Annotated in this window: 18 protein-coding genes, 1 tRNA gene and 1 pseudogene; 10 read left to right on the forward strand and 10 right to left on the reverse strand. The window is 62.4% G+C overall.

Going from position 1 to position 25033, the window contains the following annotated elements; genetic code table 11:
- Positions 1-169: 169 nt before the first annotated feature.
- Complete coding sequence (locus tag U2H20_RS00455; protein ID WP_430592570.1) at positions 170-1537, reverse strand: DEAD/DEAH box helicase; 1368 nt, start codon at positions 1535-1537, stop codon at positions 170-172.
- Between the two features lie 259 nt (positions 1538-1796).
- Here U2H20_RS00455 and U2H20_RS00460 point away from each other — a divergent pair, with 259 nt between their 5' ends.
- Positions 1797-2525, forward strand: coding sequence for a ferritin-like fold-containing protein (locus U2H20_RS00460; RefSeq protein WP_430592571.1), 729 nt, complete (start codon positions 1797-1799; stop codon positions 2523-2525).
- Between the two features lie 149 nt (positions 2526-2674).
- On the opposite strand, the gene U2H20_RS00465 is transcribed toward U2H20_RS00460, so the two are convergent.
- A complete protein-coding gene (locus U2H20_RS00465) occupies positions 2675-3010 on the reverse strand; it encodes a hypothetical protein (protein ID WP_430592572.1) in 336 nt (111 codons plus the stop codon).
- Positions 3010-3228 (reverse strand): DUF3107 domain-containing protein, encoded by a 219-nt coding sequence (locus U2H20_RS00470; protein WP_430592573.1) that lies wholly within the window; start codon positions 3226-3228, stop codon positions 3010-3012. Before U2H20_RS00470 ends, U2H20_RS00465 begins: the two co-directional genes overlap by 1 nt.
- Positions 3229-3332: 104 nt before the next feature.
- On the opposite strand from U2H20_RS00470, the gene U2H20_RS00475 reads away from it, so the two are divergent.
- Genes U2H20_RS00475 through U2H20_RS00485 form a run of 3 tightly spaced genes read left to right on the forward strand, consistent with a single transcriptional unit; the run spans position 3333 to position 10125 of the window.
- Positions 3333-6428 (forward strand): PD-(D/E)XK nuclease family protein, encoded by a 3096-nt coding sequence (locus U2H20_RS00475; protein WP_430592574.1) that lies wholly within the window; start codon positions 3333-3335, stop codon positions 6426-6428.
- Positions 6429-6478: 50 nt separating this feature from the next.
- Complete coding sequence (locus U2H20_RS00480) at positions 6479-9778, forward strand: UvrD-helicase domain-containing protein (protein WP_430592575.1); 3300 nt, start codon at positions 6479-6481, stop codon at positions 9776-9778.
- The gene (locus U2H20_RS00485) at positions 9775-10125 is read left to right on the forward strand and encodes a hypothetical protein (protein WP_430592576.1); all 351 of its coding nucleotides are present in this window, start codon (positions 9775-9777) and stop codon (positions 10123-10125) included. The genes U2H20_RS00480 and U2H20_RS00485 overlap by 4 nt, the downstream gene beginning before the upstream one ends.
- Before the next feature lie 108 nt (positions 10126-10233).
- Here the strand turns inward: U2H20_RS00485 and U2H20_RS00490 are convergent, their stop codons facing one another.
- Positions 10234-11454: a phosphotransferase gene (locus U2H20_RS00490; RefSeq protein WP_430592577.1), complete on the reverse strand. Its 1221-nt coding sequence runs from the start codon at positions 11452-11454 to the stop codon at positions 10234-10236.
- Between the two features lie 107 nt (positions 11455-11561).
- Here U2H20_RS00490 and nudC point away from each other — a divergent pair, with 107 nt between their 5' ends.
- Positions 11562-12542: an NAD(+) diphosphatase gene (gene nudC, locus U2H20_RS00495; protein WP_430592578.1), complete on the forward strand. Its 981-nt coding sequence runs from the start codon at positions 11562-11564 to the stop codon at positions 12540-12542.
- The gene (locus tag U2H20_RS00500; protein ID WP_430592579.1) at positions 12539-14236 is read left to right on the forward strand and encodes an ATP-dependent helicase; all 1698 of its coding nucleotides are present in this window, start codon (positions 12539-12541) and stop codon (positions 14234-14236) included. The genes nudC and U2H20_RS00500 overlap by 4 nt, the downstream gene beginning before the upstream one ends.
- On the opposite strand, the pseudogene U2H20_RS00505 reads toward U2H20_RS00500, so the two are convergent.
- Both U2H20_RS00505 and U2H20_RS00510 read right to left on the reverse strand, forming a co-directional pair.
- Positions 14205-14933: pseudogene (locus tag U2H20_RS00505) on the reverse strand (hypothetical protein); the annotation flags it as partial. The gene U2H20_RS00500 and the pseudogene U2H20_RS00505 sit on opposite strands and share 32 nt — an antisense overlap.
- 60 nt (positions 14934-14993) lie before the next feature.
- Entirely contained in the window at positions 14994-16460 is a 1467-nt protein-coding gene (locus U2H20_RS00510) for a zinc-dependent metalloprotease (protein ID WP_430592580.1), read from the reverse strand.
- A 101-nt stretch (positions 16461-16561) separates the two neighbouring features.
- Here U2H20_RS00510 and U2H20_RS00515 point away from each other — a divergent pair, with 101 nt between their 5' ends.
- The 3 genes from U2H20_RS00515 to U2H20_RS00525 all read left to right on the forward strand — a co-directional run bounded on the left by U2H20_RS00515 (position 16562) and on the right by U2H20_RS00525 (position 20953).
- A complete protein-coding gene (locus U2H20_RS00515; protein WP_430592581.1) occupies positions 16562-17638 on the forward strand; it encodes a YlbL family protein in 1077 nt (358 codons plus the stop codon).
- A 139-nt stretch (positions 17639-17777) separates the two neighbouring features.
- Positions 17778-20684, forward strand: coding sequence for a UPF0182 family protein (locus tag U2H20_RS00520; RefSeq protein WP_430592582.1), 2907 nt, complete (start codon positions 17778-17780; stop codon positions 20682-20684).
- 195 nt (positions 20685-20879) lie between these two features.
- Positions 20880-20953: transfer RNA gene (locus U2H20_RS00525), tRNA-Met, on the forward strand.
- An 82-nt stretch (positions 20954-21035) separates the two neighbouring features.
- Here U2H20_RS00525 and U2H20_RS00530 read toward each other — a convergent pair.
- The 3 genes from U2H20_RS00530 to U2H20_RS00540 form a co-directional block, all read right to left on the reverse strand.
- Positions 21036-21593 (reverse strand): dihydrofolate reductase family protein, encoded by a 558-nt coding sequence (locus U2H20_RS00530; RefSeq protein WP_430592583.1) that lies wholly within the window; start codon positions 21591-21593, stop codon positions 21036-21038.
- A 105-nt stretch (positions 21594-21698) separates the two neighbouring features.
- Positions 21699-22550 carry a hypothetical protein gene (locus U2H20_RS00535; RefSeq protein WP_430592584.1) on the reverse strand — a complete coding sequence of 284 codons (852 nt, stop codon included), beginning with the start codon at positions 22548-22550 and terminating at the stop codon, positions 21699-21701.
- A 58-nt stretch (positions 22551-22608) separates the two neighbouring features.
- Positions 22609-22908 carry a thiamine-binding protein gene (locus U2H20_RS00540; protein WP_430592585.1) on the reverse strand — a complete coding sequence of 100 codons (300 nt, stop codon included), beginning with the start codon at positions 22906-22908 and terminating at the stop codon, positions 22609-22611.
- 78 nt (positions 22909-22986) lie between these two features.
- Between U2H20_RS00540 and U2H20_RS00545 the strand changes: the two genes are divergently transcribed.
- Positions 22987-23793, forward strand: coding sequence for a carbon-nitrogen hydrolase family protein (locus U2H20_RS00545; protein ID WP_430592586.1), 807 nt, complete (start codon positions 22987-22989; stop codon positions 23791-23793).
- Between the two features lie 19 nt (positions 23794-23812).
- On the opposite strand, the gene U2H20_RS00550 is transcribed toward U2H20_RS00545, so the two are convergent.
- Positions 23813-25027, reverse strand: a complete 1215-nt coding sequence (locus tag U2H20_RS00550) for an aminotransferase class I/II-fold pyridoxal phosphate-dependent enzyme (RefSeq protein WP_430592587.1) — start codon at positions 25025-25027, stop codon at positions 23813-23815.
- Positions 25028-25033: the final 6 nt, after the last annotated feature.

Below are 25033 nucleotides of genomic sequence, written 5' to 3' on the forward strand. Positions count from 1 at the left end.
GCACCGCGCTCGGCATCGCAGCGCGCCCAACAGGTGTCGCTCAGCGGTCGGTCTCGGAGGCTGCGGGCTTCTCTGCCGCTCGGCGCACAACTCAACAAAAAACGCAGTGCCGAGGTCCGTCAAGACTTCGGCACTGCGTGTTCAGGTCTGTCGAAACAGCGCCCGTGGCTTACGCCGTCGGGGGAGGAGTCGGAGCTCCGCTCGTGCGGCGGCGACGGCGACGACGGCGCGTTGGCTCGCCTCCGTCGTGCGTGCCGGCGCCTTCTGCTTGACGCTCCTCTTTCGTGCTCTCTGCACCGGTGCGGCGACGCGGAGGGCGGCCGCCCTGGTCCTTGTTCGTGGCGCCGTCGCGACGAGGCTCGCGCTTTGCGGCCTTGTTCGGCGGGGTGGGGTGCAGACGACCCTTTGCATCCGTCGGGATGTTGAGTTCGCTGTACAGGTGGGGGCTCGATGAGTAGGTCTCGACCGGCTCTGGCTTGTCAAACTCGAGCGCCCGGTTGATGAGGCTCCACTTGTGCAGGTCCTCCCAGTCCACGAATGTGATTGCGATTCCGGTGCGACCGGCACGACCGGTGCGACCGACGCGGTGCAGGTACGTTTTTTCGTCGTCGGGAATCGTGTGGTTGATGACGTGCGTGACATCGTCGACATCGATACCTCGGGCCGCAACGTCAGTTGCGATCAGCACATCGCGCTTGCCCGCCTTAAAGGAGGCCATGGCCCGCTCGCGTGCCTCCTGGCTCATGTCACCATGCACTGCGGCCGTCAAGAAGCCTCGATCTTGCAGCTCTTCGGTGATGCGCGATGCCTGGCGCTTCGTTCGCGTGAAGACGACGGTCTTACCGCGGCCCTCGGCCTGCAGGATGCGCGCGATGACTTCGTCTTTGTCCATCGCGTGAGCGCGGTACACGAGGTGCTCGATGTTCGCTTGCGTGACGCCCTCGTCTGGGTCGCTCGCACGAATGTGGATCGGTCGGCTCATGAAGCGGCGCGCGAGCGCAACGACCTGACCCGGCATGGTCGCCGAGAAGAGCATCGTGTGGCGGTTGCTCGGCGTCTGAGAGAAGAGCTTCTCGACATCGGGCAGGAAGCCGAGGTCGAGCATCTTGTCAGCCTCATCGAGCACCATCTGTTCGACGTTCGCGAGCGACAGCAGGCGCTGTGCTGCGAGATCGAGCAGTCGCCCGGGTGTGCCGACAACGATCTGTGCGCCGGCTTTGATCTGTTCGATCTGGCCTTCGTAGGCCTTACCGCCGTACACCGAGACCACCTTGGTGGAGCGCTTCGAGGTCATGAGTTCCATGTCCTCGGTCACCTGCACCGCGAGTTCACGTGTCGGCACGACGATGAGCGCCTTGACTCCGGGCGCCGGATCGAGTCCGAGCGACTGGACGACGGGGAGACCGAACGCGAACGTCTTCCCTGTGCCCGTTTTCGCCTGACCGATGATGTCTTGTCCCGTCAGCGCGAGCGGGATGCACTGCTGCTGAATTGGGAAGGCCTCGGTGATGCCCTTTTCTGCAAGGGCCTCGACCATATCTGGCTCGATAGAAAGATCTGAAAAACTCAATTGTTCCGCCTGTCGGATATGCATCCGCAGGTTGGCGGACGCGGTTTGCGTGACGCTCAGCACCGTGAGTGCGAGCGCGATATGAGCTAAGCCTAGCGCGGCTCGCTGAAATTCCAGGGATTTTGGGCTCAGCTCCCTGTACGGAGTGAGGTGTGAACCTCGGCGCACGCCACTGATGCGAACGCATCAACTATGAGGAGATTGCGCTTGCCCCTACACTGTCGGAGTGGTCAAATGGCTCGATCGCACACCGCGCGAGGTGATTGCACCCCTGCTTCGTGGACGCGAGATTCGTGCCTCGCGGCCGCTGCTCGAAGACATCAAGCCCGAGCTCGGTGATTTCCTCGGACGTTTCGGCCGCTACCAGCTCACGATCCTGCAGCTCGCGGGTGTTGCGCTTCGCGACGCACCCCGGCCAGAAGACGCGGCACAACTGGTTCGCGTCGTGCGAATCGTGAGTCAACGCTTTCTCGGAGTCGAGACGATTGCAGAGAACCGGGGGTTCACCCTCGTCGAGCAGATGCGTCCTCACACGCATTCGAGCGCACGATTTGCTCGTGATGCACGCGGCGCAGACTGGTACGAGTTGCTTTTGACCCTATACGTGGCGACCGGTCTGCTCAATGATTTCTACGTTGCCTTCGCGGCGGGACTCGAAGACGAGCCGCGCGAAGAAGTGCTCAAGGTGATTCGTCTGGAAAGCGGGCACGAAGTTCTGTCCTCGCTTTTGCGTCAAGCCATGGACGACAATCCGAGGCTTGCATCACGGCTCGCGCTCTGGGGTCGCCGCCTGGTCGGTGACACGCTGCTGGAAATGTACGCAGCGATGGAGGGGCGAGACGACCAGAGTGAATCCCGGGGCTCAGACTCCGAGGTCGCGCGCATCGAACCTGCGTTCGCGAGCATCGTGGCCGAGCACACTCGCCGAATGGACTCGCTGGGCCTGACCTCGTAGGTCTCAGGCGCTGTCGCCCGAGACCTCGCACGTCTCAGGTTCGCTCGATCGTTCTCTTCTCAGAGCTCGACTCTCGGAGCCCGTCGCCGAATTCACGCCCAGATCATTGCGCGTTTTCAGTGCCACATCGGCGTCTCAGCCGGAAGAACTTATGCCTGAACGCCTGTTCGGCTTGCCTCGTACTGACGACGCGCCTCAGTCGAGAGCAGATCGCGAAGTCGCTGCTGGTCACGCTTCTCACGTGACTTCCGCAGAAGTCCCGGCACGACGGAACAGGTGACGACTGGCGCGAGGAGTCCGGCGACCCAGATCCATCCGCCGTCAGCGGTGAAGCCGAGCATTTCGAGCCCGACCCAGGTGATCGCGGTCGCAGCAGCGCCGAACGCGGGGAGCAACAGAATTCCGTAGGAGAGTCGCCCAGGGATCAGGTATCGCAGCAGTGCGCCGATGCAGGCACCGAGCACGGTGACGACGAGCAGTTCCATTACGCGACGAAGCCGATCTTGCGGCTCTTGTCCGAACCGATCTCGACGTATGCCACGAAGTTACTCGGGACCACGTACCGCTTGCCCTTCGCATCGCTCAGGGTCAGGTGCGACTTTTCGAGCGCAGCCACGACCTGAGATTCGATTTCCTGCGGGGTCGCGTCGCTCTCGAATGAGAGTTCACGAGATGAGTGCATGATGCCAATTCGAATATCCACAAGTTGAGCGTACGACAGCTTGTGGACACTTCGCGACGCGTTCGCTGACAGCAACCCGGTTTTCCAAGAAATCAGATGTCGGATGGGGTCGATACGGTACTTCTATGGGAACGGAACACGCCGAGCATGAAGGTACCGGCACACTGCCGCGCGGATTCGCCCCAGACCCGAGTCAAGAGTCAGTGCTCGCGCTCGCGCCGGGAAGCAGCGCGGTGGTGTTCGGGGCACCCGGCACGGGGAAGACCGCGTTGCTCGCGGAGATCGTCGCACGCCGATTCGACGAGGGGTGGTCGAGCGATTCGATCATGGTGATCGCCGGCTCTCGTCTCGCGGCGAATCGACTTCGAATGACCCTCGCCCACCTTGTCGAGCGCGTCACACTCGGCCCGCTCGCTCGTTCCATGCCGTCGTTCGCGTTTCAGGTGCTCAGCGATGCAGCTCGTCGCCAAGGAGCGCCCAGACCTCGGCTCCTCAGCGGCGCTGATCAAGACGCGATCATCGCTGAGCTCTTGGCCGGACACCGCGAAACGAAGCGCGGCCCGTCGTGGCCGGCGGTATTCCACGAAGAAGTCCGCGAACTCTCCGGTTTTCGCACCGAACTGCGCGAGTTCCTCGCTCGAGTCACCGAGTTCGGACTCGGCCCAGAGCAGCTGCGTGCGCTCTCGGCGCAGGCGCACAAGCCGGAGTGGGCGGCGATTGCTGAATTCGCGCGGGAGTACGACGACGTCTTGGCATTGCAGCATCGAGACGACGCAGTCCCGTACGACGCGGCGGGGCTCCTCGCTGCGGCAGCCCGCGAGATCGAGACGGGCGGCCTCGGGAACTTGCGCCTGCTCATTGTCGACGACGCGCAGGAGCTCACAGAAGGCGCTGCAAGAATCATCGCCGCGGTGCACGCACAGGGCGGGCAGGTGCTCCTGTTCGGAGACCCGGACACCACGACGGGAATCTTTCACGGTGCAGTGCCGACGCTCATGGCCGAACTGCAACAGCGGCTCGCGCTCGGGGCACCGCACGTCTTGAACCTCGTGCACCGGCACTCCTCTGGCATCCGGCAGGTGGTCGCGCGCACCTCGAATGCGATCGGCGCAGCGCTTGCCGGTCCACAACGAGGCGCGCTGGCAGGCGAAGAGGGCGGCCAGGCCTTCTCCCTTCTCGCAGAAAATAGCCCCGAAGAAACCGCGAACATCGCGAACGTTCTCCGGGAACGTCACGTCCTTGGCGGAGTGCCCTGGGACCAGCTCGCCGTCGTTGCTCGAAGCAGTGGGATCGTTCGCGGACTCAGCGAGGCTCTTGCTGCGCTTGAAGTTCCGACGAGCGCCACGGGAGCGCGGGAGCCCCGGCAGGTTCCGATCGTGCGCGACCTCATGCTTGTCATGCGGCTGGCAAGTGATCGCGGCACGCTGACCGCAGAGCACGCAGAACAACTGCTGCTCGGTCCTCTCGGGGGCCTCGATGCCATCGATGTACGGCGGTTGCGCGCAGCGCTGCGCCAGCGCGCACTTCGCGACGACGACGCTCGGAGCGCAGACGAGTTTCTTGTCGAAGCGCTTGCCGAGCCGGTTTCGCTGCTCGGTTTTCCGGGCAGAGTCGCGAAGCGAGTGCTCGCTCTCGGCGAAAGCCTGGGGAAGGCTCGCTCTGAGATTTTCGGGCTCGATTCGCACGAGGGCGATCTCGCGACCGCTGAAGAGGTGCTGTGGGGAATCTGGAGTCGAGCAGGTCTTGCTGAGTCCTGGAAAGCCGAAGCACTCGCACCCGGTGTCGCCTCCAGCGACGCACACCGTCGGCTCGACGCGGTGCTCGCACTGTTCGCGGCGGCGCAACGCTACAGCGAGCGCGAGCCTGACCGGACGGCCGCCGACTTCGTTGACGCTTGGGACGCGGCAGCCATCGTTGAGGACTCGATTGCGCCCATCGCGCAGTCGCAGCTGGTCACCGTGGGAACGCCCTCGATGCTGCTCGGGAGAGAGTTCGACACGGTTGTGGTTGCTTCCGTGCAAGAGGGAGTGTGGCCCAACCTCAAAGTGCGCGGTTCGCTGTTCGCGGTCTCTGAGTTTCGTGCAATTGTCAAGGGCGGCGAGGCTCCAAATAGTGGAGAGCCCGGGGCATTCCTGTCGACGCTGCACGACGAATTGCGACTGTTCACACAGGCAACATCTCGAGCGAAGAATCTCCTGTTCGTGAGTGCCGTGCAGAGCGAAGAGGAACTGCCCTCGAAGCTTGCCGAAGGTCTTCCGCAGTATGAGCCGAGTGTTCCTGCAGAAGCGATGTCGCTCCGAGGGCTCGTCGGTGCTCTACGACGAGACCTCTTCGAGACCGGAGATTCCGACGCGGCCGCAGCACTCGCCGAACTCACGCGAGCCTCGGTACCGGGCGCTTCTCCTGCAGAGTGGCTCGGCGTTCGAGATATTTCCACGAGCGAGGCGCTGCACACCCCGACGGCCGAGAATCCGGTGCGCGTGTCACCCTCGTCGATCGAGAAATTTACCGCGTGCCCGCTGCACTGGTTCGTGGAGACTCTCGATGTGGGTTCCCATTCGATCCCGGCTTCGATCGGCACCATCGTGCATGCTGCAGTTGAATCCGCGGAGGACTTCTCTGAGGCATCACTGCTTTCAGCGATTGACGCGCGATGGAACGAACTCGGCTTCACCACCACGTGGGGAGCGCTCCGCGAACATCGGGTGGTCGAGCAACTCGTTACCCGGTTGTCCGCGTACCTCCTCCGGATTACGGAAGGCGGCTGGCAGATCCGCGATGACGAACACGAATTGCGATTCACGCACTCGACCGGAAACGCTGTGCTCTCCGGCTCGATCGACTGGATCGAGCGCCGAGACGACGAAGCCCGGATTGTGGATCTCAAAACTGGACAAGCGATCTCGCTTGCGGAAGTCGCCGAGCATGCGCAACTTCGGGCCTACCAGTGGGCGGCGGCGAGGGGCGGAATCCCGACACTCGATGCGAGTGGGAACGTGAGCGCTCGTCTCGTGTTTCCGAAGAAAACGACCCGGGCGATCGAGATGGACCAACAGCCGATGACGAATGAAGACCTGCTGGCCTTTGAAGGGATAATCGCCGAGACCGCCTCCGGGATGTCCGGTGAAACGTTTCCTGCACATCCTGGAACCCACTGCGGAGCGAGCCACTTCGGTCGCACCAGCTGCAGTCTGCACCTGGTGCGGGAGGTCACAGAATGACCGAGGCATCGAAGCAGGAGACTGCGCCTGGCGAGGGACCTCGAGAGGTAGTGCACCAAATTTCACCCGAGATGATCGCCCAGGCGCTGGGAAAGTCATTCGCACCGACGCCAGAACAGCGGGCCGTGATCACCGCTCCACTCGAACCGGCGCTCGTGGTCGCTGGCGCTGGAAGTGGCAAGACCGAAACCATGTCGCAACGAGTGTTGTGGCTCGTTGCAAACGGGCTCGTCGCCCCCGAGCAGATTTTGGGTCTTACGTTCACAAAGAAAGCCGCCGGGGAATTGCAATCACGAATTGCGTTGCAGCTTCGGCAGCTGCGGTCATGGCAACGCGCGAACGGTATCTCGTTCGTTCAAGCGCAGAATCAAGCGCAGAATGGTGCGAATTCAGCAGGCGCCGGCGGTGGCGCGCACGCGACCAACACGTCCTCAGCCTCTGGCAGCCCATCACTGCCCGAACTCGACTTCGCGGTTCCAACGATCTCGACGTACAACGCCTTCGCCGATCGGATCTTCCGAGACAATGCGCTCATCGTCGGGCGCGACCCCAACGCCGAACTCATTGGTGACTCCGCAGCCTGGTTGCTCGCTCGTGAGGTCGCCCGAGCAAGCACGAACGAACGGCTTGCAGACCTCGATAAGAACGAGTCGGGTGTCGCTGAGCTCATCCTTCGCCTGACCGCGGCCCTTGGTGACAACGTCGTGGACGTGCAACGTCTGGCAGGGTTCGGGGAGCAACTGCTCGCGGTGCTTGACCTGCCAGAAACCGAACCGGGGGAACGCGCGCTCTCCGCGACGAAGCGCGCGCTCGTCGAACGACTGTTCTCGAGTCAGAAGAATCTCTCCGACCTGAGTGAACTCGCAGTTGCCTTCGACGAGGAGAAACGCAAACGCGGCCTTACCCAATTCAGCGACCAGGTTCGTTTTGCGCTCGCCGCTGCAGAAGCGGACAGCCGAGTGGGCGAGACCTTGCGAACGCAGTACCGAGTGGTGCTCCTCGACGAGTATCAAGACACTTCCGTCGTGCAGATCCGACTGCTGACGACGCTCTTCGCCGGCGCTCCCGTCATGGCGGTGGGCGATCCAAACCAGTCGATCTACGGCTGGCGAGGAGCGAGCGCGGAAACGCTGCAGCGGTTTGCTCGAGATTTCTCCGCCACATTGCGATTCTCGCTCACGACGAGCTGGCGGAACAGCTCCCAGATCCTTGAAGTTGCGAATCACACGGTCAAAGCGCTCCCTGCCGGTGGGGTCGACACTCTGCAGCCGAGCCCGAGTGCGGGCGCCGGTCGAGTAACGATCCGGCACGAGGAAACACTCGATCAAGAGATTGAGACGGTCGCAGACTGGGTCCTCGACCAACGTCAGCAGTCCGGTGAGATCAGTGCGGCGATTCTGCTCCGCACCAAGAAGCACATGCGCCGATTCGCAGATGCACTCGAAGCTCGGGGCATCCCCGTGCAGGTTGCTGGCGTGGACGCACTCTTCGACGAGCCGGAGATCGCCGACATCACGAGCGCGCTCCGGGTTGTTTCAGACCCCGATGCGAACAATGCTCTGTTGCGGCTCCTCGCCGGAGCCCGCTGGCGGATCGGACCAAAAGACCTCTGGGAGCTCGGGAGCTACGCGCGTCTTCTGCAGCGCCGAGGTCTTGACGGCAAGCAGTTGAGCGACGAATTGCAAGCGAAGCTGCGCGCTTCAACCGCAAGTGACGCGCATGAGTCGCTCGTCGATGCGCTCGACGAACTCAGCCGAAATACTGGTGGCGCTGCGGTGCTCGAACGCTTCAGCGAGCAAGGACTCCTTCGGATGCAGGAGGCGGGTCGGCTGTTCGCGGACCTTCGACGCCATGCCGGTCTCCCGCTGATCGAATTCATTCGACTCGTCGAACGACGACTCCACCTCGACATCGAACTCGCGGCGAACCCCGGTCGCCGGCGCGGTCGCGCCAACCTCGATGCGTTCCTCAGTGAAGTACAGAGCTTTACTGCCTCCGACTCGCTCGGAACCCTCGGATCGCTCGTTTCCTGGCTCGACCGCGCGGAAAACAGCAAAAGCGAAATGCAAACACCGAGTGTGACGCCCGCGCCAGGGGTCGTTCAGATCTTGACCGTGCACGGCGCGAAAGGTCTCGAGTGGGACGCCGTGGCAGTGCCGTGTCTCGTGAACGGGAGCTTTCCGACTTCTTTGAAATTCATCAACGGATGGCTCCGGCTCGGTGAACTCCCGTATGAGTTCCGAGGAGACCGCGACGCTCTGCCTCAGTTGCAGTGGCGTTCGCTCGCGACTCAGCACGAGGCGCACGACGCGATCACGCAACTGCAAGAGCAGAATAAGGCGAATGCGCTCGAAGAAGAGCGCCGTCTCGCATATGTCGCGTTCACTCGTGCTCGTCACTCCCTCTTGTTGAGCGCATCGACCTGGAGTGTCAACGTAAAACCGCACGCACCCAGCATCTTCCTCGAGGAGAGCGCGGCGCTTCTCGGGCAGGAACTCCGACCGGAACCCGAAAAGGGCGCTGAAAACCCGGTGAGTCTCGAAACTCAGGTCGAAGTCTGGCCGAGGGATCCGCTCGGCAAGCGGCGTGCTCGCATTGAAGCAGCAGCGCAGATGATCGCAGAGCAACCCGACAACGCACCGCATCGCTGGAGCGAACTTGTCGATCGTCTCCTCGACGAGCGTGCACGCAATGAGCGCAACGAACAGCATCGCAATGTTCCAGAGCGAATCGCTGCCTCAGGGTTCAAAGACTGGGTTGCTGACCCGCTTGCCCGTGCCTCCGTTGCCGCGCGCCCGCTCCCACAGCGACCATTTCGAGCGACCAGGCTCGGCACGCTGTTCCACGAATGGGTAGAGACCCGAGCGACGTCGTCATTCGGCCTCAGCGATCACGATCCGGACCTGTTTTCGACGGACGTCGACGATGAAGAACTCGTGGCGGTCGACGGCGCACGACTCGCAACACTTCGGGCGACATTCGAGCGATCGAAATATGCCACTCTGACCCCTCTTGAAACCGAGATCGAGATTCATGCGCTCTTGGGTGAGCAAGTTGTCGTGTGCAAGCTCGATGCGGTGTTTGCCGAGGGTGACGGGATCCTGGTGGTCGACTGGAAGACCGGCAAGCTTCCTCAGAGCGATCACGACCTCGCGGAGAGAGCCGCGCAACTCGCGCTCTACCGGGTTGCGTACTCGCAGTACAGCGGACGGGCACTCGAGGACATCTCCGCGGAGTTCTACTTCGTCGAATACGACACGATCATCCGCCCAGATGCGCTGATGACCGAATCCGAACTCACTGCGCTCTGGGCAACGACAACTCGACGCATTCTTGGAGAACGACCGTGAACGAAGACTGGATCGAGCACCGTCGAGCCGGAGATCGCGAACGACTCGGATGGCTGGTTCCCGCGGGCGAAGGCTTCGTCGCGGTGAATCTCCTCGGCCGCCCGATCACGGGAGAAATGGACTGGCTTTCGGCAGAAGAATCACTCGAGCACGCTGGCATCGGGTACTTGGCTGATCAGTTCACTCTGGTCGATGAAGTCGGCACCGCGATTGCGGTTCGAATTGTCGAGGTCTCAGAACACCGAATCACGGTGAAGAGCGAAGATTTCGGCGACATACGGGCGCAGCAGGAGTTCTTCCATCTGTCATTCCCAGCGCCTGCGAACCTTTTCCCAAGGGAGCGCTGACACGACAAGACGCCCGACGGCACAGACGCATGGAGCCACGCCTACGGTCGCATGGAGCCGCGCCTACGGTCGTGTGGACCCGCGCCTACGGTCGGTCTGGAGCCACGCCTACGGCCGTCGAGTCTCGTCCTCGCCGTCACGTGCGCGATCGTCATCGTTGGTGTGATTGCCGTCGCTGCCGCGGGTCTCGTCCAGCGGGGCGATCACCGCTGTTTCCACGGCATCCGCAGGCGCGGAATCGGGAGCCGAAGCGCGCTGTGCTGGAGCCGCTTGCGGCCACTGCGTCTCTGCGTCCTCGAACTCGAAGCCCGACTCGACGGGCCCCGTCGCGCGCGTTCCCTGCGACTCGGAGCGCTGCAAGAGCTCTTTGACATCCTGCAGGTCCATGGTCTCGAAACGCTCGGCCGTGATCGCGACACTCTCATCACCGTCGACACGGTCGACGAGTCCGGCCAGCATGCCTCGAGCATCGGCAACGATCTCGGCGTCGGCGGAGTCCACGCCATGCAGCAGCCACTTTGCGATCTCCAGTTCGGCGTGCAACATCGCGCGTCGTCGAAGTTGCCGATCAGCGCCCCCGCGGGCGTCCGTGTATGCGGCGAATGCGGCATCAACGCTCGCGAACTGTTCGCTCCCGAGAAGGAAATACAGATCGCGAGCCGGATCTCCGAGCGCGAGGGCGTGCCAGTTGGTGATTCCCGCGACGCTGTCCTGGTCGCGGTGGAGCGCAGCAGGCTGCATGTCGCCGTGGACGACGACCGGTTTGAACTGCCAGAGTTCGCGGTCTTCGGCTGCTTCCTCCCAGCGCTGCAGCAGTTCCTTCGGAACGTGCCCCGTGGCGGCTGCCCGATCGAAGATCGTAAACAGATCATCACGAATTTCGGAAACCGAACGGTGGCTGAGGCCCGCATCCGCGATGATGCTGGTCGGCAGCGAGTGAATCGCGGCGATCGCGTTCCCGACCGCGGCGGGGAATCCGGGGTGGCGAGGGGAGATGTCATCGAGGCGCGCTGGAACTCCGCCGAGTCGTGTCGTCACGACGACGGAGGTGCGCTGAATTGCCGCCTCGCCGAGGGCCGAAGGGACACTGAACGGAAGACGCTCTCGCGCTCCGGCAGTGAGTGCCTGGAGGGCACGTGATTCGCTCAGCCATCCAGAGAGCGCTCCGGGGGTGCGGGGGACGAAGGCGCGAAGCGTCTCGCCCTCGGCCGTTGTCAAGGCAACCACATCGCGTTCGGCATCGCTGCCGTCGTCCACTGCGCCAACAATCGAAATTCCAGGCACTGCTGTCGTTGCGAGCGCGGCTAGAGTGAAAGGATTCGATGCCATGCTCAACAGGCTAGTTGCCCGAGTTCCGGCTGGACTGCGCCACGCGCTTGAGTTTGCTGACAGCTGTGGCAAAAGTGGCAATCTGCGCGAGCAAAGAGGAGGACTGGGTGTTTCCCACATTTTCGCGACCCGGCATCAATCGCTTCGCTGAGGCCCGAGCGGATGCCGACGTCATTGCGAAGGCGATGGAAGATCCCCGCACTCGAATTCTCATGATCCGCGAGGAGCACGCGCCCGTCCGTGGTGCTTCCCTCGTCTGGGTCTCTCCGAGTGCAGTCCCGCAGGACGCGCAGCTCTCTTTGCTCGGCCGCACCGATCTTGCTCCAGAGCAACGAGCGCTTGCAGATTCGGGAACCTCGGCCTCGATCAGCGCTGACCCATCGGGAGCGTCGGGCGACGCAAATCTCCTCTTGCTCGCGGAGGTCGCGGCACACACTGAGGCACCCGAAGGCTCCGAATGGCAGACGCTCCGAGTGATCGGGTCGCTCCTGCACGCTGAGGACTCCAGTGCATTTGTCGCGGGGCTGGCGCTTTCGCAGTGGCACCAGGCGAACCGATTCAGCCCGCACGACGGGAGCATGACTTCGCTGACCCAGGCGGGGTGGGTGCAGCGTGACGAAACTGGCCGTGAGATCTTCCCTCGCATGGATCCTGCAGTGATCGTCGCAGTCCACAACGCTGACGATTCGAAGATTCTGCTCGGGAGAAACGCCGCTTGGCCCGATGATCGTTTTTCTTTGTTCGCGGGATTCGTGGAGCTTGGGGAGTCGCTCGAGGCGACCGTGGCGCGAGAAGTTTTCGAGGAGTCCGGGATAGCCGCCGACCGCGTGCAATACGTTGCCTCGCAGCCGTGGCCGTTTCCGCGGTCCATCATGATCGCATTCGAGTGTGTCGCGGCGAATGAAGACGACGCCCGTGCCGACGGTGAGGAAATTGTCGAGGTTCGATGGTTCACACGCTCCGAGCTGCTCGCAGGCGATGGCTTTGCGCTTCCCGGACCGACGTCGATCGCTCGATTCGTGATCGAACGCTGGATCGCCAGGGGAGCGGACGCAGAGGGTCGAGATGACGAAGGTCAGCCGGAATGAAGCCCGAGGACCTGCTCGCCGGGCTTGACGACCAGCAGCAGACCGCGGCAACTGCGCTGCGCGGGCCGGTTGCGATTCTCGCAGGCGCAGGCACGGGTAAAACGCGAACGATCACGCATCGCATTGCCTATGGCGTTGCGGTCGGTGTCTTCGAAGCGAACAAGGTGCTGGCGCTGACGTTCACCTCGAAAGCTGCTGGTGAGCTCCGGTCGCGGCTCTCGGTGCTCGGGGCACCCGAGGCCGCGGCACGAACGTTCCACTCAGCAGCGCTTGCGCAGTTGTCGTACTTCTGGCCACGCCTGGCCGGAAATCGGATGCCGGAGATCATGAGCCAGAAGTCGCGGCTCATCGCCGATGTCGGGCAAAAACTCCGGCTCCCGCTCGATGTGCCGACAATCCGTGACATTGCCTCGGAGATCGAGTGGAGAAAAGCGAACTCGCTCACGTTCGATGAGTACAGTCTGCGAGCCAGGACGAGAGCATTGCCACCGCGGCTCACGCACGAGCAGATGATGGACATTCAGCAGCAGTACGAGTCGATCAAAGACGAGCGGCGAATGATCGACTTCGAAGACATTCTGCTCGCCTGCACGGGCATGTTGCTGAACGAGCCGATCGCTGCCGATGCGGTGCGCTCGCGGTACCGATACTTCATGGTCGATGAGTTCCAGGATGTCTCGCCGCTCCAGCACGCGCTCCTGGATGCGTGGCTCGGCGGTCGTGCCGATCTCTGTGTCGTGGGTGATGCCAGCCAGACGATCTACTCCTTCACCGGAGCCACCAGTCGCTACCTCCTCGACTTCGCGGAGTCGCGCGCGGGTGCGAAGGTGATTCGGCTGGAACAGAACTACCGTTCAAGCGCCCCGATCGTGGGAATCGCGAATCGTTTGATGCGCGGTCGCCCGGGCGCACTCGAACTCCAGGCAGCGCACGAGGCCGAGGGGCCAGAACCGACGATCGCAGCGTTTCCGAGCGATCGTGACGAGGTGACTGCGGTTGCGGCGGCGGCGAAAACGCTCGTCGCGCAGGGAATCAGCCCGAAGTCGATCGCGGTGCTCACTCGCATTCATTCGCAAACGCCCGCGCTCGTCGACGCTTTCGCGAAAGCGGGACTCTCGACGCAGGTTGCGGGTGCTGTTCGGTTCTTCGAGATTCCGGAAGTGCAACGCGCAATCATGATGCTGCGTTCAGCGCCGGCAACGAAGGCGCCGCTCTTCCAATCGGTGATCGATATCGTCCAGGAACTCGGGTACACACACGAAGCACCCGAGCAAGTCGGAGCGGTCCGAGCCCGCTGGGACGCCTTGAACGTGCTCGTGCGGCTTGCCGACGAAGCACCAGAGGGCACGACCGTTGCGAACTTCGCCGCTGAGCTGCTCCGTCGCAAGGAACTGGAAGATGATCCGAGTCCCGAGACTGTGACCATTGCGACGTTGCACGCGGCGAAGGGTTTGGAATGGGATCACGTGTTCATCATCGGGATGGTCGAGGGGTTACTCCCGATCTCGTATGCGAGCGGGCTCACGGGAATCGACGAGGAACGTCGCCTTGCATATGTTGGCGTGACCCGGGCTCGGAAATCGTTGCAACTGTCGTATTACTCGAATTCTGCGGGCAGGCCGCAGGAGCCGAGTCGGTTCTTGAGTGAGATGCGCAGCCGCACTCCGGGTGGGGAGCCGCAACGCGCACGGTAACGGTGTTCGTGGCGCGGTCGAGCGACCAAATGGTGCCAGCCTGCAGTTCTGTTGATGCATGATCTCGGTGCATCCGTGACAACGCCTCAAGTGCGGCGACGATCAAGGAGGACGCGAGGGCAACCGTTGTCGGGCGGAGCGAGATGGGTTCACGGCGGAAGTACGCTTTCGAGGACGCCGGATCCTGGTCTCGCTGATGCATTTCGAAGCAGCGCTCGCAGGCGCCCCTCCCTGGAAACGTGACCGGCCCGATCCGCACGATTTGATCGCCAATGGTGACCGGGAGATGCGGTCGGTCCTGAAGGAGCGCGTGCTGCAGGTCACTAGCCGGGATCTGCCAATCGGCGATGTACACCGTGCACTCCGGCTGTTTTGCCTGGACGTCGTGGTGCTCGGCATCGAGGAGTCCACGAACGGTAGACGAGAGCGTTCCCGATCCGTGCAGCAGATACTTGCGATTCGATGACGCGCTCGGCAACAGTGCTCTGGCGCAGGTCGCGAGGAACGCATCGGTTGCCCGGCGTGAGCCGAGGATCAACTCGAGTTCACCCCGCACGGCGCCTTTGCGAAGCGCGAACAACGCGCGCTCGCTCTGATCGGAGAGCGAGGGGAACTCAGCGAGCGTTGTGTCTCGCCCGATGCGGACGTGTGTTGGGCTCAGCCAGAGCAGCGGGATTTCAGGATCAAGTCGGAACATTCCCGCATCATGCAGGGTGCCGCCAGCCGTCCCCCGAAGTTGTCCACAAGCGTGACCTAGTCAGCGAGCACCCGGGTTCGAATCGTCCTCGTCGGTGGCGGCGCCGTCTGGCTCTTCAGTAGTGGGTACTTCACCAGCTGACTCTTCTTCAGACGACTCCTCAGCGACCGAGTCGTCGCTGGCGGCTGAGGTATGACTCGAGACTTCGGGAGATCCTCCCAGGTCGTCGAAGTCCCCGGCGAGCAGCGCGTCGAGGGCGCGATCCATATCGTCTTGTTCGGGAGTTTCTCCACGCAACTTTGCGATGACCGAGCTCGCGTCATCGATATCGTCCGAGGTGGGAAGCAGATCGGGATGTGCCCACAGGCTGTCCCGGAGTTCTGGGCCGACAGCTTCGGTGACGGTGTTCCAGAACGCGGCAGCCTCACGGAGCCGACGCGGCCGCAGTTCGAGTCCGACGAGCGAGCCGAGGGCTTTCTCTGCTGGACCTCCGCTTGCACGCCGACGTCGAACGGCCTCTGAGATCGCATCGCGCTTCGGCAGACGAACGCTTGCGCGCTCGGTGACGCAGTCGACCCAGCCCTCGACGAGCGCGAGCGTGGTCTCCAGTTTCGCGAGTGCCTCTCGCTGCTCTTCGGTTTTCTCCGGAATCAGGCTGCCGTCCGTGAGCGCCTGTCGCAATTGCTCAGGGTTCTGCGGATCGAAGTCGACTGCAAGGCTCTCGATTCGTTCCATGTCGATGTGCAGTCCTGCTGCGTACTCGCGAATCGAGGTGATCATGTCGAGTCGGAGCCAACGTGCGTGGCGGAACAGTCGTGCATGCGCGAGTTCACGAACCGAGAACCAGAGATTGACCTGGTCCGCGGGGATCTCGAGGCCCTCGGCGATGGGGAGCAGATTGACCGGGAGGACTGCGCCGTCGTCGAGGAGCGGAATTCCGATATCGCCAGCCGATACGACCTCACCCGCGAGACCACCAATGACTTGGCCGAGCTGCATCGCGAAGAGCGTTCCGCCGAAGCCGCGCAGGACGTTCTCGGCGCCGCTCAGCATCCCCTGAGCCTCTTCCGGTGCGTTCTCACGCATTGCAGTTGCAAGCGCGCCAGCGATGCTCTCGGCGACTGGCTGCGCCATCTCAATCCAGACCGGTGCGGTGCGCTCTGCCCATTGCTGTCGACTCAGCAGGATGAGTTCGTCGCCGGCCGAACCGATCTCCGTCGCCTCGGAAATCCAAAGTGCTGCAACGTGCGAGGCGCTCTTGACCTGTTCGCGTTGCTCATGGGTCACAGATCCAGGATTCGCGCTGATCGCACGGTTCGCCTGCTGCGTCGTGATCGACCAGTCCACTTCACCAGTGGAGTTCTGGAGCGCGTGCTGGAGCTGGAACATGATCGACTGGAGCGCCGCCGGGTCGCTCGGCATTCCTGCAGCTCCCGCGAGCTGGCTCGGGTCGAACCCGGCCTCTCCGCTGAGGAACTTTCGCAACATCTCGCGGAGTTCTTCTTCAGATTCATCTCGTTCAGCCATGCCACTACGCTAGCCGGAGCGAGGATTCTTCGAGAAGAATTCCGCTTCAGGAGACTGCGCCGATGGCGAACACTTCGCCAGTTCTAACGCCGAGGAGAACTATGGTCTTTCCGCCACGTCGCGCTGCGCGTGCCAAAGCTGCGGGTTGGACAGCGATGCTTGCGTCGATCATCGCCACGCTCGCACTCGCCTTCGTTCCCTCGCCCTATGTCGTTGAACTCCCCGGGCCGACCTTCGATGCGCTCGGTTCGACGGAATCCGGTCCGCTCATCGAGATCGAGGGGCAAGAGACCTACGAAACCGACGGCGAGCTTCGATTGCTCACGGTCTCGCTCATGGGAAATCCGAGCAACGCATTGACCTGGGTGCAGGTGGCAGAGGCGTACCTTTCGCCATCACGATCATTCCTTCCGATTGACCTCGTCTACCCTCCGGGAACTGACGTCGAACAGTCGAACGAACAGGGTCAGATCGAAATGCAGAATTCGCAATCCTCAGCGATTGCTGCTGCGCTCCTGCACGAAGGCTTCGAATTCGAGGCCGACGTCACCGTTGCGGACATCATTCCCGGCCTTCCCGCAGAGGGTGTGCTCCAAGCCGAGGATCGAATCCTGACCGTCAACGGCGCACCGGTGTATGACGCGTATTCGATTCGCACCGCGATTGCAGAGCGAGGCAGCGGTGTGGCAAGTGACGTCGAATTCGTCAGAGACGGCGAAACCCAGACCGTTTCATTGACCCCTCGCGATGAAGACGGCGCGCTCGTGATCGGCGTCTATCTGCAGAACGAGTTCACGTTCCCCTTCGACGTCACAATTCAACTTCCGAATGTCGGAGGCCCGAGCGCAGGCATGATGTTCGCTCTCGGGATCATCGATTCGCTGACTCCCGGCTCGCTGACGAACGGTGAGCACTGGGCTGGCACCGGAACGATCACTGCGCAGGGTGACGTCGGTCCAATTGGAGGCATCGTGCAGAAAATGTACGGTGCTCGAGACGCGGGGGCTGAGTACTTCCTCGCCCCGATCGCCAATTGCAACGAAGTGGTCGGAAACATTCCGAGCGGGCTCGAAGTGTTCGAGGTCACGACGCTCGACGATGCGATCCTCGCGATCGAGACGGTCGCCAGCGGGGGAGACCTCTCGGACCTGCCGCGGTGTGCGGCGGTCGTGCCGTAACGAGAACCTTCGGAATCGGAACGCTCGAGAGCCTGGAGCGCATGCCCTGAGCGGAATTTGTTGCAATGAGTCGTCGCTCGCCCTGCTCTCGCCCGGTAGACTGGGGAAATCCCCAACCTCTGCCTTTTAGGGAGCATGTGTGTCTGAAACATCCGCAACAACGACGTCTGCGCCGCGGGGGCGTCGATCACCACTGGTGATCACCCTCGCGATTGTCGCGGCGATCCTTGTTGGGTTCTACTTTATTTCCGGCTTCCTCGCCGACGTATTCTGGTTCGATCAGCTCGGATTCCTCGGCGTCCTGCAGACCCGTTGGATCTCGATCGGAGTAATGTTCGCGATCGGTTTCGTCGCGATGGCTGTGCCACTGTGGCTGAGCATCCAGGTCGCGTTCCGTGCACGTCCTGTGTACGCCCAGTTGAACTCGCAGCTCGACCGGTACCAGGAACTCATCGAGCCACTGCGTCGCGTCGCGATGATCGGTATCCCGATCGTGTTCGGCCTGTTCGCAGGTGTCGCGACCTCAAGCCGTTGGGAATCAGCGCAGTTGTGGCTGAACCGACAGAGCTTCGGCGAGGGGCAGGTTGACGCGCAGTTCGGTTTGAACGTCGGCTTCTACGTCTTCGAGCTGCCGTTCTACCAGAGCGCGGTCGCGTTCATCATGAGCATCCTCTTCGCCTGCGCCGTTGCGACTTTGGCGACGAGCTACCTCTACGGAGCGATCCGGATCACCGGTCGCGACGTTCGCATCGCACGCGGCTCACGGATTCAGCTCGCGGTGCTCGCAGCGCTCTACATGGCCGCGCTCGCAGCTTCCATCTGGCTCGGCCAGTACGCCACTGTCGTGCAGAGCTCGACCGGTGGCGATGTGCCGACAGGTGTCGGCTTCACCGAAGCGAATGCAATCATCCCTGGGCAGCAGATCCTCGCGGGTATCGCAGCGCTCATCGCACTGCTCTTCATCGTGACCGCAGTGCTCGGTCGCTGGAAGATCTCGCTGGTCGGAACGGCACTGCTCGTCGTCGCCTCGCTTGTGGTCGGCCTCGCTTACCCCGCGCTGATTCAGCGATTCCAGGTACTGCCGAGCGCGCGTTCGCTCGAGTCGGAATTCATTGAGCGCAACATTCAGGCGACGCAGACCGCCTACGGCGTCGACGGCATGATCGAAGAAACCTACGACGCGAAGATCACCGCAGAAGCCGGTGCGCTTCGGGATGACGCAGCGACGACGACCAACATCCGTATCCTCGACCCCGCGCTCGTCACGGAGGCATTCGCAAACCTCCAGGAGTACCGCCAGTACTACGGCTTCCCGGAGATCCTTGACGTCGGGCGCTACGAAATCGATGGTCAGGTGCAGGACACCGTGCTCGCAGTGCGCGAGCTCGACCCCGACTTCATCGAGGGTCAGAGCTGGTACAACTCGACCATCGTCTACACGCACGGGTTCGGCCTCGTCGCCGCATACGGGAACCAGCGCGGCACCGAAGGCCAGCCGGTCTTCATGCAGTCGGGAATTCCGCCGGAGGGCGAACTCGGTGAATTCGAGCCGCGGATCTACTTCGGTGAGTCCAGCCCCGAGTATTCGATCGTCGGCGGAAACGACCGCGATCTCGAGCTCGATTACCCGCTCGACCAGGACAGTGAAGAGTCCAGCAACGCCTATTACACCTTCGAGGGTGACGGCGGACCGAAACTCGACAACGTGCTCAAGCGACTGATCTACGCGATCAAGTTCCAGAGCGAGCAGATTCTGTTCTCGGATGCAGTAACGGACGGCTCGCAGATCCTGTACGACCGCGATCCTCGCGAGCGTGTCCAGAAGGTTGCACCGTTCCTGACGCTCGACAACGACACCTACCCGGCAGTCGTCGATGGGCGAATCGTCTGGATCGTTGATGGGTTCACGACCTCGAACATGTATCCGTACTCGAAGCAGATCGACATGTTGACGGCCATCAGTGACACCTACAACAACCCGCAGGCGGTGCTGAGCGAGACGATCAACTACTTGCGCAACTCCGTGAAGGCTGTTGTCGATGCGGCTGACGGTTCGGTGACCCTCTACGCCTGGGACATCGAAGATCCGATCCTGAAGGCTTGGATGCAGATCTACCCCGACACAGTGAAGCCGATGGAAGAGATGTCGGGCGAACTGCTGAGCCAGGTGCGGTACCCCTCAGATCTGTTCAAGGTGCAGCGCTACATTCTCGGCGACTACCACGTCAACGACCCGGGCACGTTCTACTCGGGTGATGACGAGTGGGTCACCCCGAACGAACCGACCGCAGATAACAACGAGACCGCTCGCCTGCAGCCGCCGTACTACCTGACGATGAAGGTCGGTGAACAGGATCCGGCATTCACGATCTACAGCACCTTCATCCCGAAGGATGGACGGAACGTGCTCTACGGCTACCTCTCGGCGAACGCCGACGCGGGAAGCACGCAGGGTGAGATCGCCGATACCTACGGTCAGCTGACCTTGCAACTGCTGCCGAAGAGTCGTTCGATCCCTGGCCCCGGTCAGGTGCAGAACACCTTCGACACCGACGACACGATCGCGATCGACCTGAACATCCTTCGTGAGGGTCAGTCGAACGTCGAACTCGGAAACCTGTTGACGCTCCCAGTCGGTGGCGGTCTGCTGTACGTGCAGCCCGTGTACCTGAAGTCGACCGGTGCGACCTCGTTCCCAGTGCTTCGAAAGGTGATGGTTGCTTTCGGAAACAACATCGCCTTCGAGGACACGCTCGACCAGGCGCTCGACGCGCTGTTCGAGGGTGACTCGGGAGCGGCGGCGGGCGATGAGGACATCGTGCCCGGCACCGACCCCGATGATTCAGAGGGCGTGCCCACGGATCCTGAAGGTGAAGGCACTGGCGGCGCAGAAATGTCACCGGAGCTGCAGCAGGCGTTGAACGAGGCCTCGCAAGCACTGCAGGATCGTGAAGACGCATATGCGGCAAACGATCTCGTTGCTGCTGCTGAGGCGGACACGCGACTGCAGGCCGCGATCGCGAAGGCTCTCGAGCTTTCCGAATAGCAGGTGTGGAGCCGGACGCTAAGGCCGGTCACAGTGTGACCGGCTCCAGCGAGACGAAGCAGGGCCCGAGCAATGCTCGGGCCCTGTTTCATTGAGCGAGCGTGATCGAATCCGGATTGCGAGTGTGCTCCGACCCGTCTCGAGCCGCCTCGATTTGCGCTCCTTCTGCTTCACACGTATAGTTAATTCTTGTGCCGCGGGGTGGAGCAGTTCGGTAGCTCGCCGGGCTCATAACCCGGAGGTCGCAGGTTCAAATCCTGTCCCCGCAACGATACGCGAGAAATACATCGCGGCACGAAGCCCCAGAAATCAATGATTTCTGGGGCTTTTTCGTGTTCTCGCGGCTCGCGCTCAGGCGTGTTCCACGGCGTAGGTGATCCGTACCAAGCCGTCGTCTGGGGTCGAATGATGTCCGAGAAGCGTCAGAAGGACATCGTCGGGGAGCGCGCCGAAGAGCTTCGCGCCACTGCCGATGAGCACTGGTGCGATCGAGACTGTGATCTCATCGACGAGCCCGGCGGCAAGGCTCGCCTGCACCACGGTGCCGCCATCGATGTATACCTCGCGCGCGCCAGCGTCGTTCAGCATGGTGGTCGCTTCGTCGAGCGAGCGAGCCACGCTCGCGTGGGGAGATTGCTGCAAGGTTGTGCTGAGCACGATGACTGTCAGTTCGGCAAACGGCCAGGCTTCGAAACCGAGAACGGTCTCGTAGGTGGTTCGACCCATGACAACCGCGTCGATTGCGGGAATGAACGTCTCCCATTCGAGACCCGGCGTTTCGCTGGCGGTGGCCTGGTGCGAGCGAGCGACAGGGTTCGTCAGCCAAGTGAGATCGCCGTCGGGCTTCGCAATGAAGCCATCGAGGCTCGTGCCGATGAACACACGACCTCGCCAATTCCGGACAGACATGTGTGCTCCTTTGTGACGTCACTCGACCGCGACTAGGAAAATCTTCGCGGAGACCACTGACATCGTTCGTTCGCACGCGGTCACGTTCAGCGGGTCACATGCCTGCTATTCCGCGAAGTTGAGCGCGCCGTCGAGTCCCGACTTCTCGAATGCTGCAGTGACCTCGGCGATCATTTCGGCGTCGGGTTCGGAGCATTCCACGCGGGTGACCACTTTCCCATCCGTGATCACGTGGGTGACGCCGATCGAAAATTCTTCGGAACCGAACTGCGGCGCGATTGCATTCAGGAATACCGCGAATGCTGGCGACGGGGTTTCATCGGTCGCGATCCGTACCTCGTTGAATGCTCCGGTGCTCTGCGACCAGTCGAGGGTCCACCGTACTGGCCCGATCGACTCTTCGAGCGGGGCGCCGGCGGTCAAGGCTTCGACCTTCGCAACGAAGTCTGCGTAGGCCTCTGGGTCGGAGAAGCTCGTGATCGCCGAGGGCTTCTCGACGCTGACGAACAGTGAGACCTGCCCGGAGCGAGTGAGCATGTCGGCGATCGCGTTCCATCCCTCAGCGGTAATGAGGTCCCAATCATCGGAGTACACCTCGGCGCGAGAGTCTGTCTGCACGCTCCTGACGGTGCACGGCTCGAATCGTTCGACCGGAGCGATCGAGGAGAGCACGTCGCTGATCTCCGTTGTGGTGGTGCCGGCTGCGAGAGAGACGGAGAGCGTGCAGTCGGGGGAGACGTTGATCCGTGATTCTCTGATCGAAGCCGTGACCTCACCGCGATCACCGACTACGTCGGCAAGCGCTGGAATCGCTCTCCACGATGCGATCGTCATGGACGAACAGCTCGTGAAAATCACTGCGATGACCGCGATCAGCGCGGCCGCCACCACGATGCGAACGATGCGACGACGCGCGGGTGATCGTCGAGCCGAGCGGTCTGCCATTCCAACAACCATGCATGCCTCCTGAGATGCACTGTAGTTGCGAACGAAGCGAACTTCGCTGGGAAGACGGCTATCGGTCGAGCGCTTGCTCAAGTCGCTCGAGCTTGCCGTCGAGCTCGCCGCTCGCGCCAGGGCGGATGTCCGCCTTCATGACGAGCGAAGCCCGGGGACTCGCCTCCAGCACAGCGTCGGTTGCCCGGCGGATCACATCCATCACTTCGTCCCAGTCGCCCTCAATGGTCGTGAACATCGCATCCGTGCGGTTGGGGAGTCCTGACTCGCGAACGATGCGGACGGCTTTTGCAACCGCGTCGTGCACGGATCCGTCGGGTTCTGAGATCGAAGGGGCAACAGAGAAGGCAACAAGCATTGGTGGGTCCTCGCATTTCCTTGGCGTCGTTCGAGTCTCGCATGAAGCCCGCCCTTCGTGTCGCGTACGCTGGGCTTCATGACGGCTGTTCTTCCTCTCGCGATTGCGCAGTATGCCCCCGGAGACGACGAGTCGAAGAATCGCGACGAAGCGACTGCAGCGGTTTCGGCCGCGGCGGAGCGAGGTGCACGGCTCGTGCTGCTGCCGGAGTACGCGCAGTATTTTCACCCCGATCTCGCCGAGCATGCGGAATCGCACGCGCAAGGGCTCCACGGCGAGTTCGTCACGTTCCTCGGATCACTCGCTACTCGACACGGGGTCGCTGTGGTTGCCGGGTTCATTGAGCGCGATGCCGACCGCCTTTTCAATACGGTCGTTGCGGTCGGTCCAGACGCTCAGACACTCGCGCAGTACCGGAAGGTGCACCTGTATGACTCTTTCGGTGCGAAGGAATCTGCATGGCTGCAGCATGGTGAGCCGGCACAAATGCCCGTCTTCGACTTCGAGGGCATCACCTTCGGTATTCAGACGTGCTACGACCTCCGCTTCCCGGAGTCCACCCGACGTCTCGCGGTTGCGGGAGCCGAATGCGTGCTCATCCCCGCCGAATGGGTGCGGGGGCCGATGAAGGAGTTCCAATGGCTCACGCTCCTTGCTGCGCGAGCGATCGAGAACACCGTGTACGTCGCCGCGACGGATCATGCGCCGTCAGTGGGCGCTGGGCAGAGCACCATCATCGATCCGATGGGTGTGACGATGGCCAATCTCGGTGAACGTCATGGGGTTGCGATCGCGCACATCGAATCGGCGCGACTCAGTGAAGTGCGAGAGAAGAACCCGTCCTTGGCGCTCCGTCGGTACGACGTGACCGAACGCACGAGCTAGCTCCCAGGCGTCGGGCCCGCTACTGCACGCTTGCGGCAGCCGCTTCACGAGCGGCCCTCTGCAGGCGTGCCGAGGCCTCCACGAGCACTGATTCCTGCTTGCAGAACGCGAACCGCACGAGCGAACGAACGTCCGAGCGATCTCCACTGCGGGTGAACGCGTTCGCAGGAATTCCAACGACGCCTGCGATTGCGGGCAACTGCCGACAGAACTCCGAGGCGTCCGTGACGCCGAGCGGGGCTGCATCCGCGAGCACGAAGTAGCCGGATTGCGCGCCGTAGACGGTGAACCCTGCAGCTTTGAGGCCTTCGCTCAAGATGTCGCGCTTTCGACGCAGGGTGTCGGCCGCGGTCTGAAAGAAGCAGTCGGGGAGTCGAAGTCCGGCCGCGATCGCAGGCTGGAACGGGGCCCCGTTGACGTAGGTCAAATACTGTTTCACTGCCTGAATCTCTTGACGACGACGCTTCGAAGTCGTGATCCAGCCGATCTTCCAGCCCGTTGCCGAGAACGTCTTGCCTCCGCTGGAGATCGAGATCACCCGGTCGGGGTCGTCACAACGCGTCGCAACGGGCACGTGCGGCGCATCGAAGGTCAGGTGCTCATACACCTCGTCGGTGACGATGAGCGCATCGTGCTCGGTCGCGAGCCGAACGATCTCGTCGAGTACCTCCACGGGATACACGCTGCCGCTCGGGTTGTGCGGGCTGTTCACGAGCACCATGGCCGTGCGATCAGAGAACGCCGAGCGAAGTTCCTCGAGATCAGGAAGGAAGCTCGGGCCGCGAACTGGCACGGGAACAAGCGTCGCCTGGGTGAGGCCTGCGATCGCCGCGTAGAGGTCGTAATAGGGCTCGAACACGATGAGTTCATCGCCCGGCCGCAGGTACGCGAGGAGCGACGCCGTGAGCGCTTCCGTTGCGCCTGCCGTGACGAGTACGCCGTCGGACGGTACGTCGAGGTCGTACCAGCGCTTCTGGTGTTCGACGATCGCTGCAATGAGATCGGGGTGGCCGATGCCGGGGGAGTATTGGTTGACTCCGTCGTCGATCGCCTGTTTCGCAGCGTTGCGAACCTCGATGGGGCCGTCTTCGTCGGGGAATCCCTGGCCGAGATTGATCGCCCCGGTGGAAACTGCGAGCGCTGACATCTCAGCGAAGATCGTCCCGGCGATTTCTCCGTTCGATCCGAGGAGTCCAGCTCCGCGCGCGGTTCGTTGCCATGGAAAATCGCTCATGGTGCA

The sequence above is a fragment of the Humidisolicoccus flavus genome (assembly GCF_045689595.1).
GTDB lineage: Bacteria > Actinomycetota > Actinomycetes > Actinomycetales > Microbacteriaceae > Humidisolicoccus > Humidisolicoccus flavus.

What these genes read in the sequence shown, in the direction of transcription:
- U2H20_RS00540 (WP_430592585.1), bottom strand. Translation starts at nt 22,908, where the DNA reads ATGCTTGTTGCCTTCTCTGTTGCCCCTTCGATCTCAGAACCCGACGGA.
- U2H20_RS00550 (WP_430592587.1), bottom strand. Translation starts at nt 25,027, where the DNA reads ATGAGCGATTTTCCATGGCAACGAACCGCGCGCGGAGCTGGACTCCTC.
- U2H20_RS00545 (WP_430592586.1), top strand. Translation starts at nt 22,987, where the DNA reads ATGACGGCTGTTCTTCCTCTCGCGATTGCGCAGTATGCCCCCGGAGAC.
- U2H20_RS00515 (WP_430592581.1), top strand. Translation starts at nt 16,562, where the DNA reads ATGGTCTTTCCGCCACGTCGCGCTGCGCGTGCCAAAGCTGCGGGTTGG.
- U2H20_RS00500 (WP_430592579.1), top strand. Translation starts at nt 12,539, where the DNA reads ATGAAGCCCGAGGACCTGCTCGCCGGGCTTGACGACCAGCAGCAGACC.
- U2H20_RS00455 (WP_430592570.1), bottom strand. Translation starts at nt 1,537, where the DNA reads ATGGTCGAGGCCCTTGCAGAAAAGGGCATCACCGAGGCCTTCCCAATT.
- U2H20_RS00465 (WP_430592572.1), bottom strand. Translation starts at nt 3,010, where the DNA reads ATGGAACTGCTCGTCGTCACCGTGCTCGGTGCCTGCATCGGCGCACTG.
- U2H20_RS00530 (WP_430592583.1), bottom strand. Translation starts at nt 21,593, where the DNA reads ATGTCTGTCCGGAATTGGCGAGGTCGTGTGTTCATCGGCACGAGCCTC.
- U2H20_RS00475 (WP_430592574.1), top strand. Translation starts at nt 3,333, where the DNA reads ATGGGAACGGAACACGCCGAGCATGAAGGTACCGGCACACTGCCGCGC.
- U2H20_RS00490 (WP_430592577.1), bottom strand. Translation starts at nt 11,454, where the DNA reads ATGGCATCGAATCCTTTCACTCTAGCCGCGCTCGCAACGACAGCAGTG.
- U2H20_RS00510 (WP_430592580.1), bottom strand. Translation starts at nt 16,460, where the DNA reads ATGGCTGAACGAGATGAATCTGAAGAAGAACTCCGCGAGATGTTGCGA.
- U2H20_RS00535 (WP_430592584.1), bottom strand. Translation starts at nt 22,550, where the DNA reads ATGGTTGTTGGAATGGCAGACCGCTCGGCTCGACGATCACCCGCGCGT.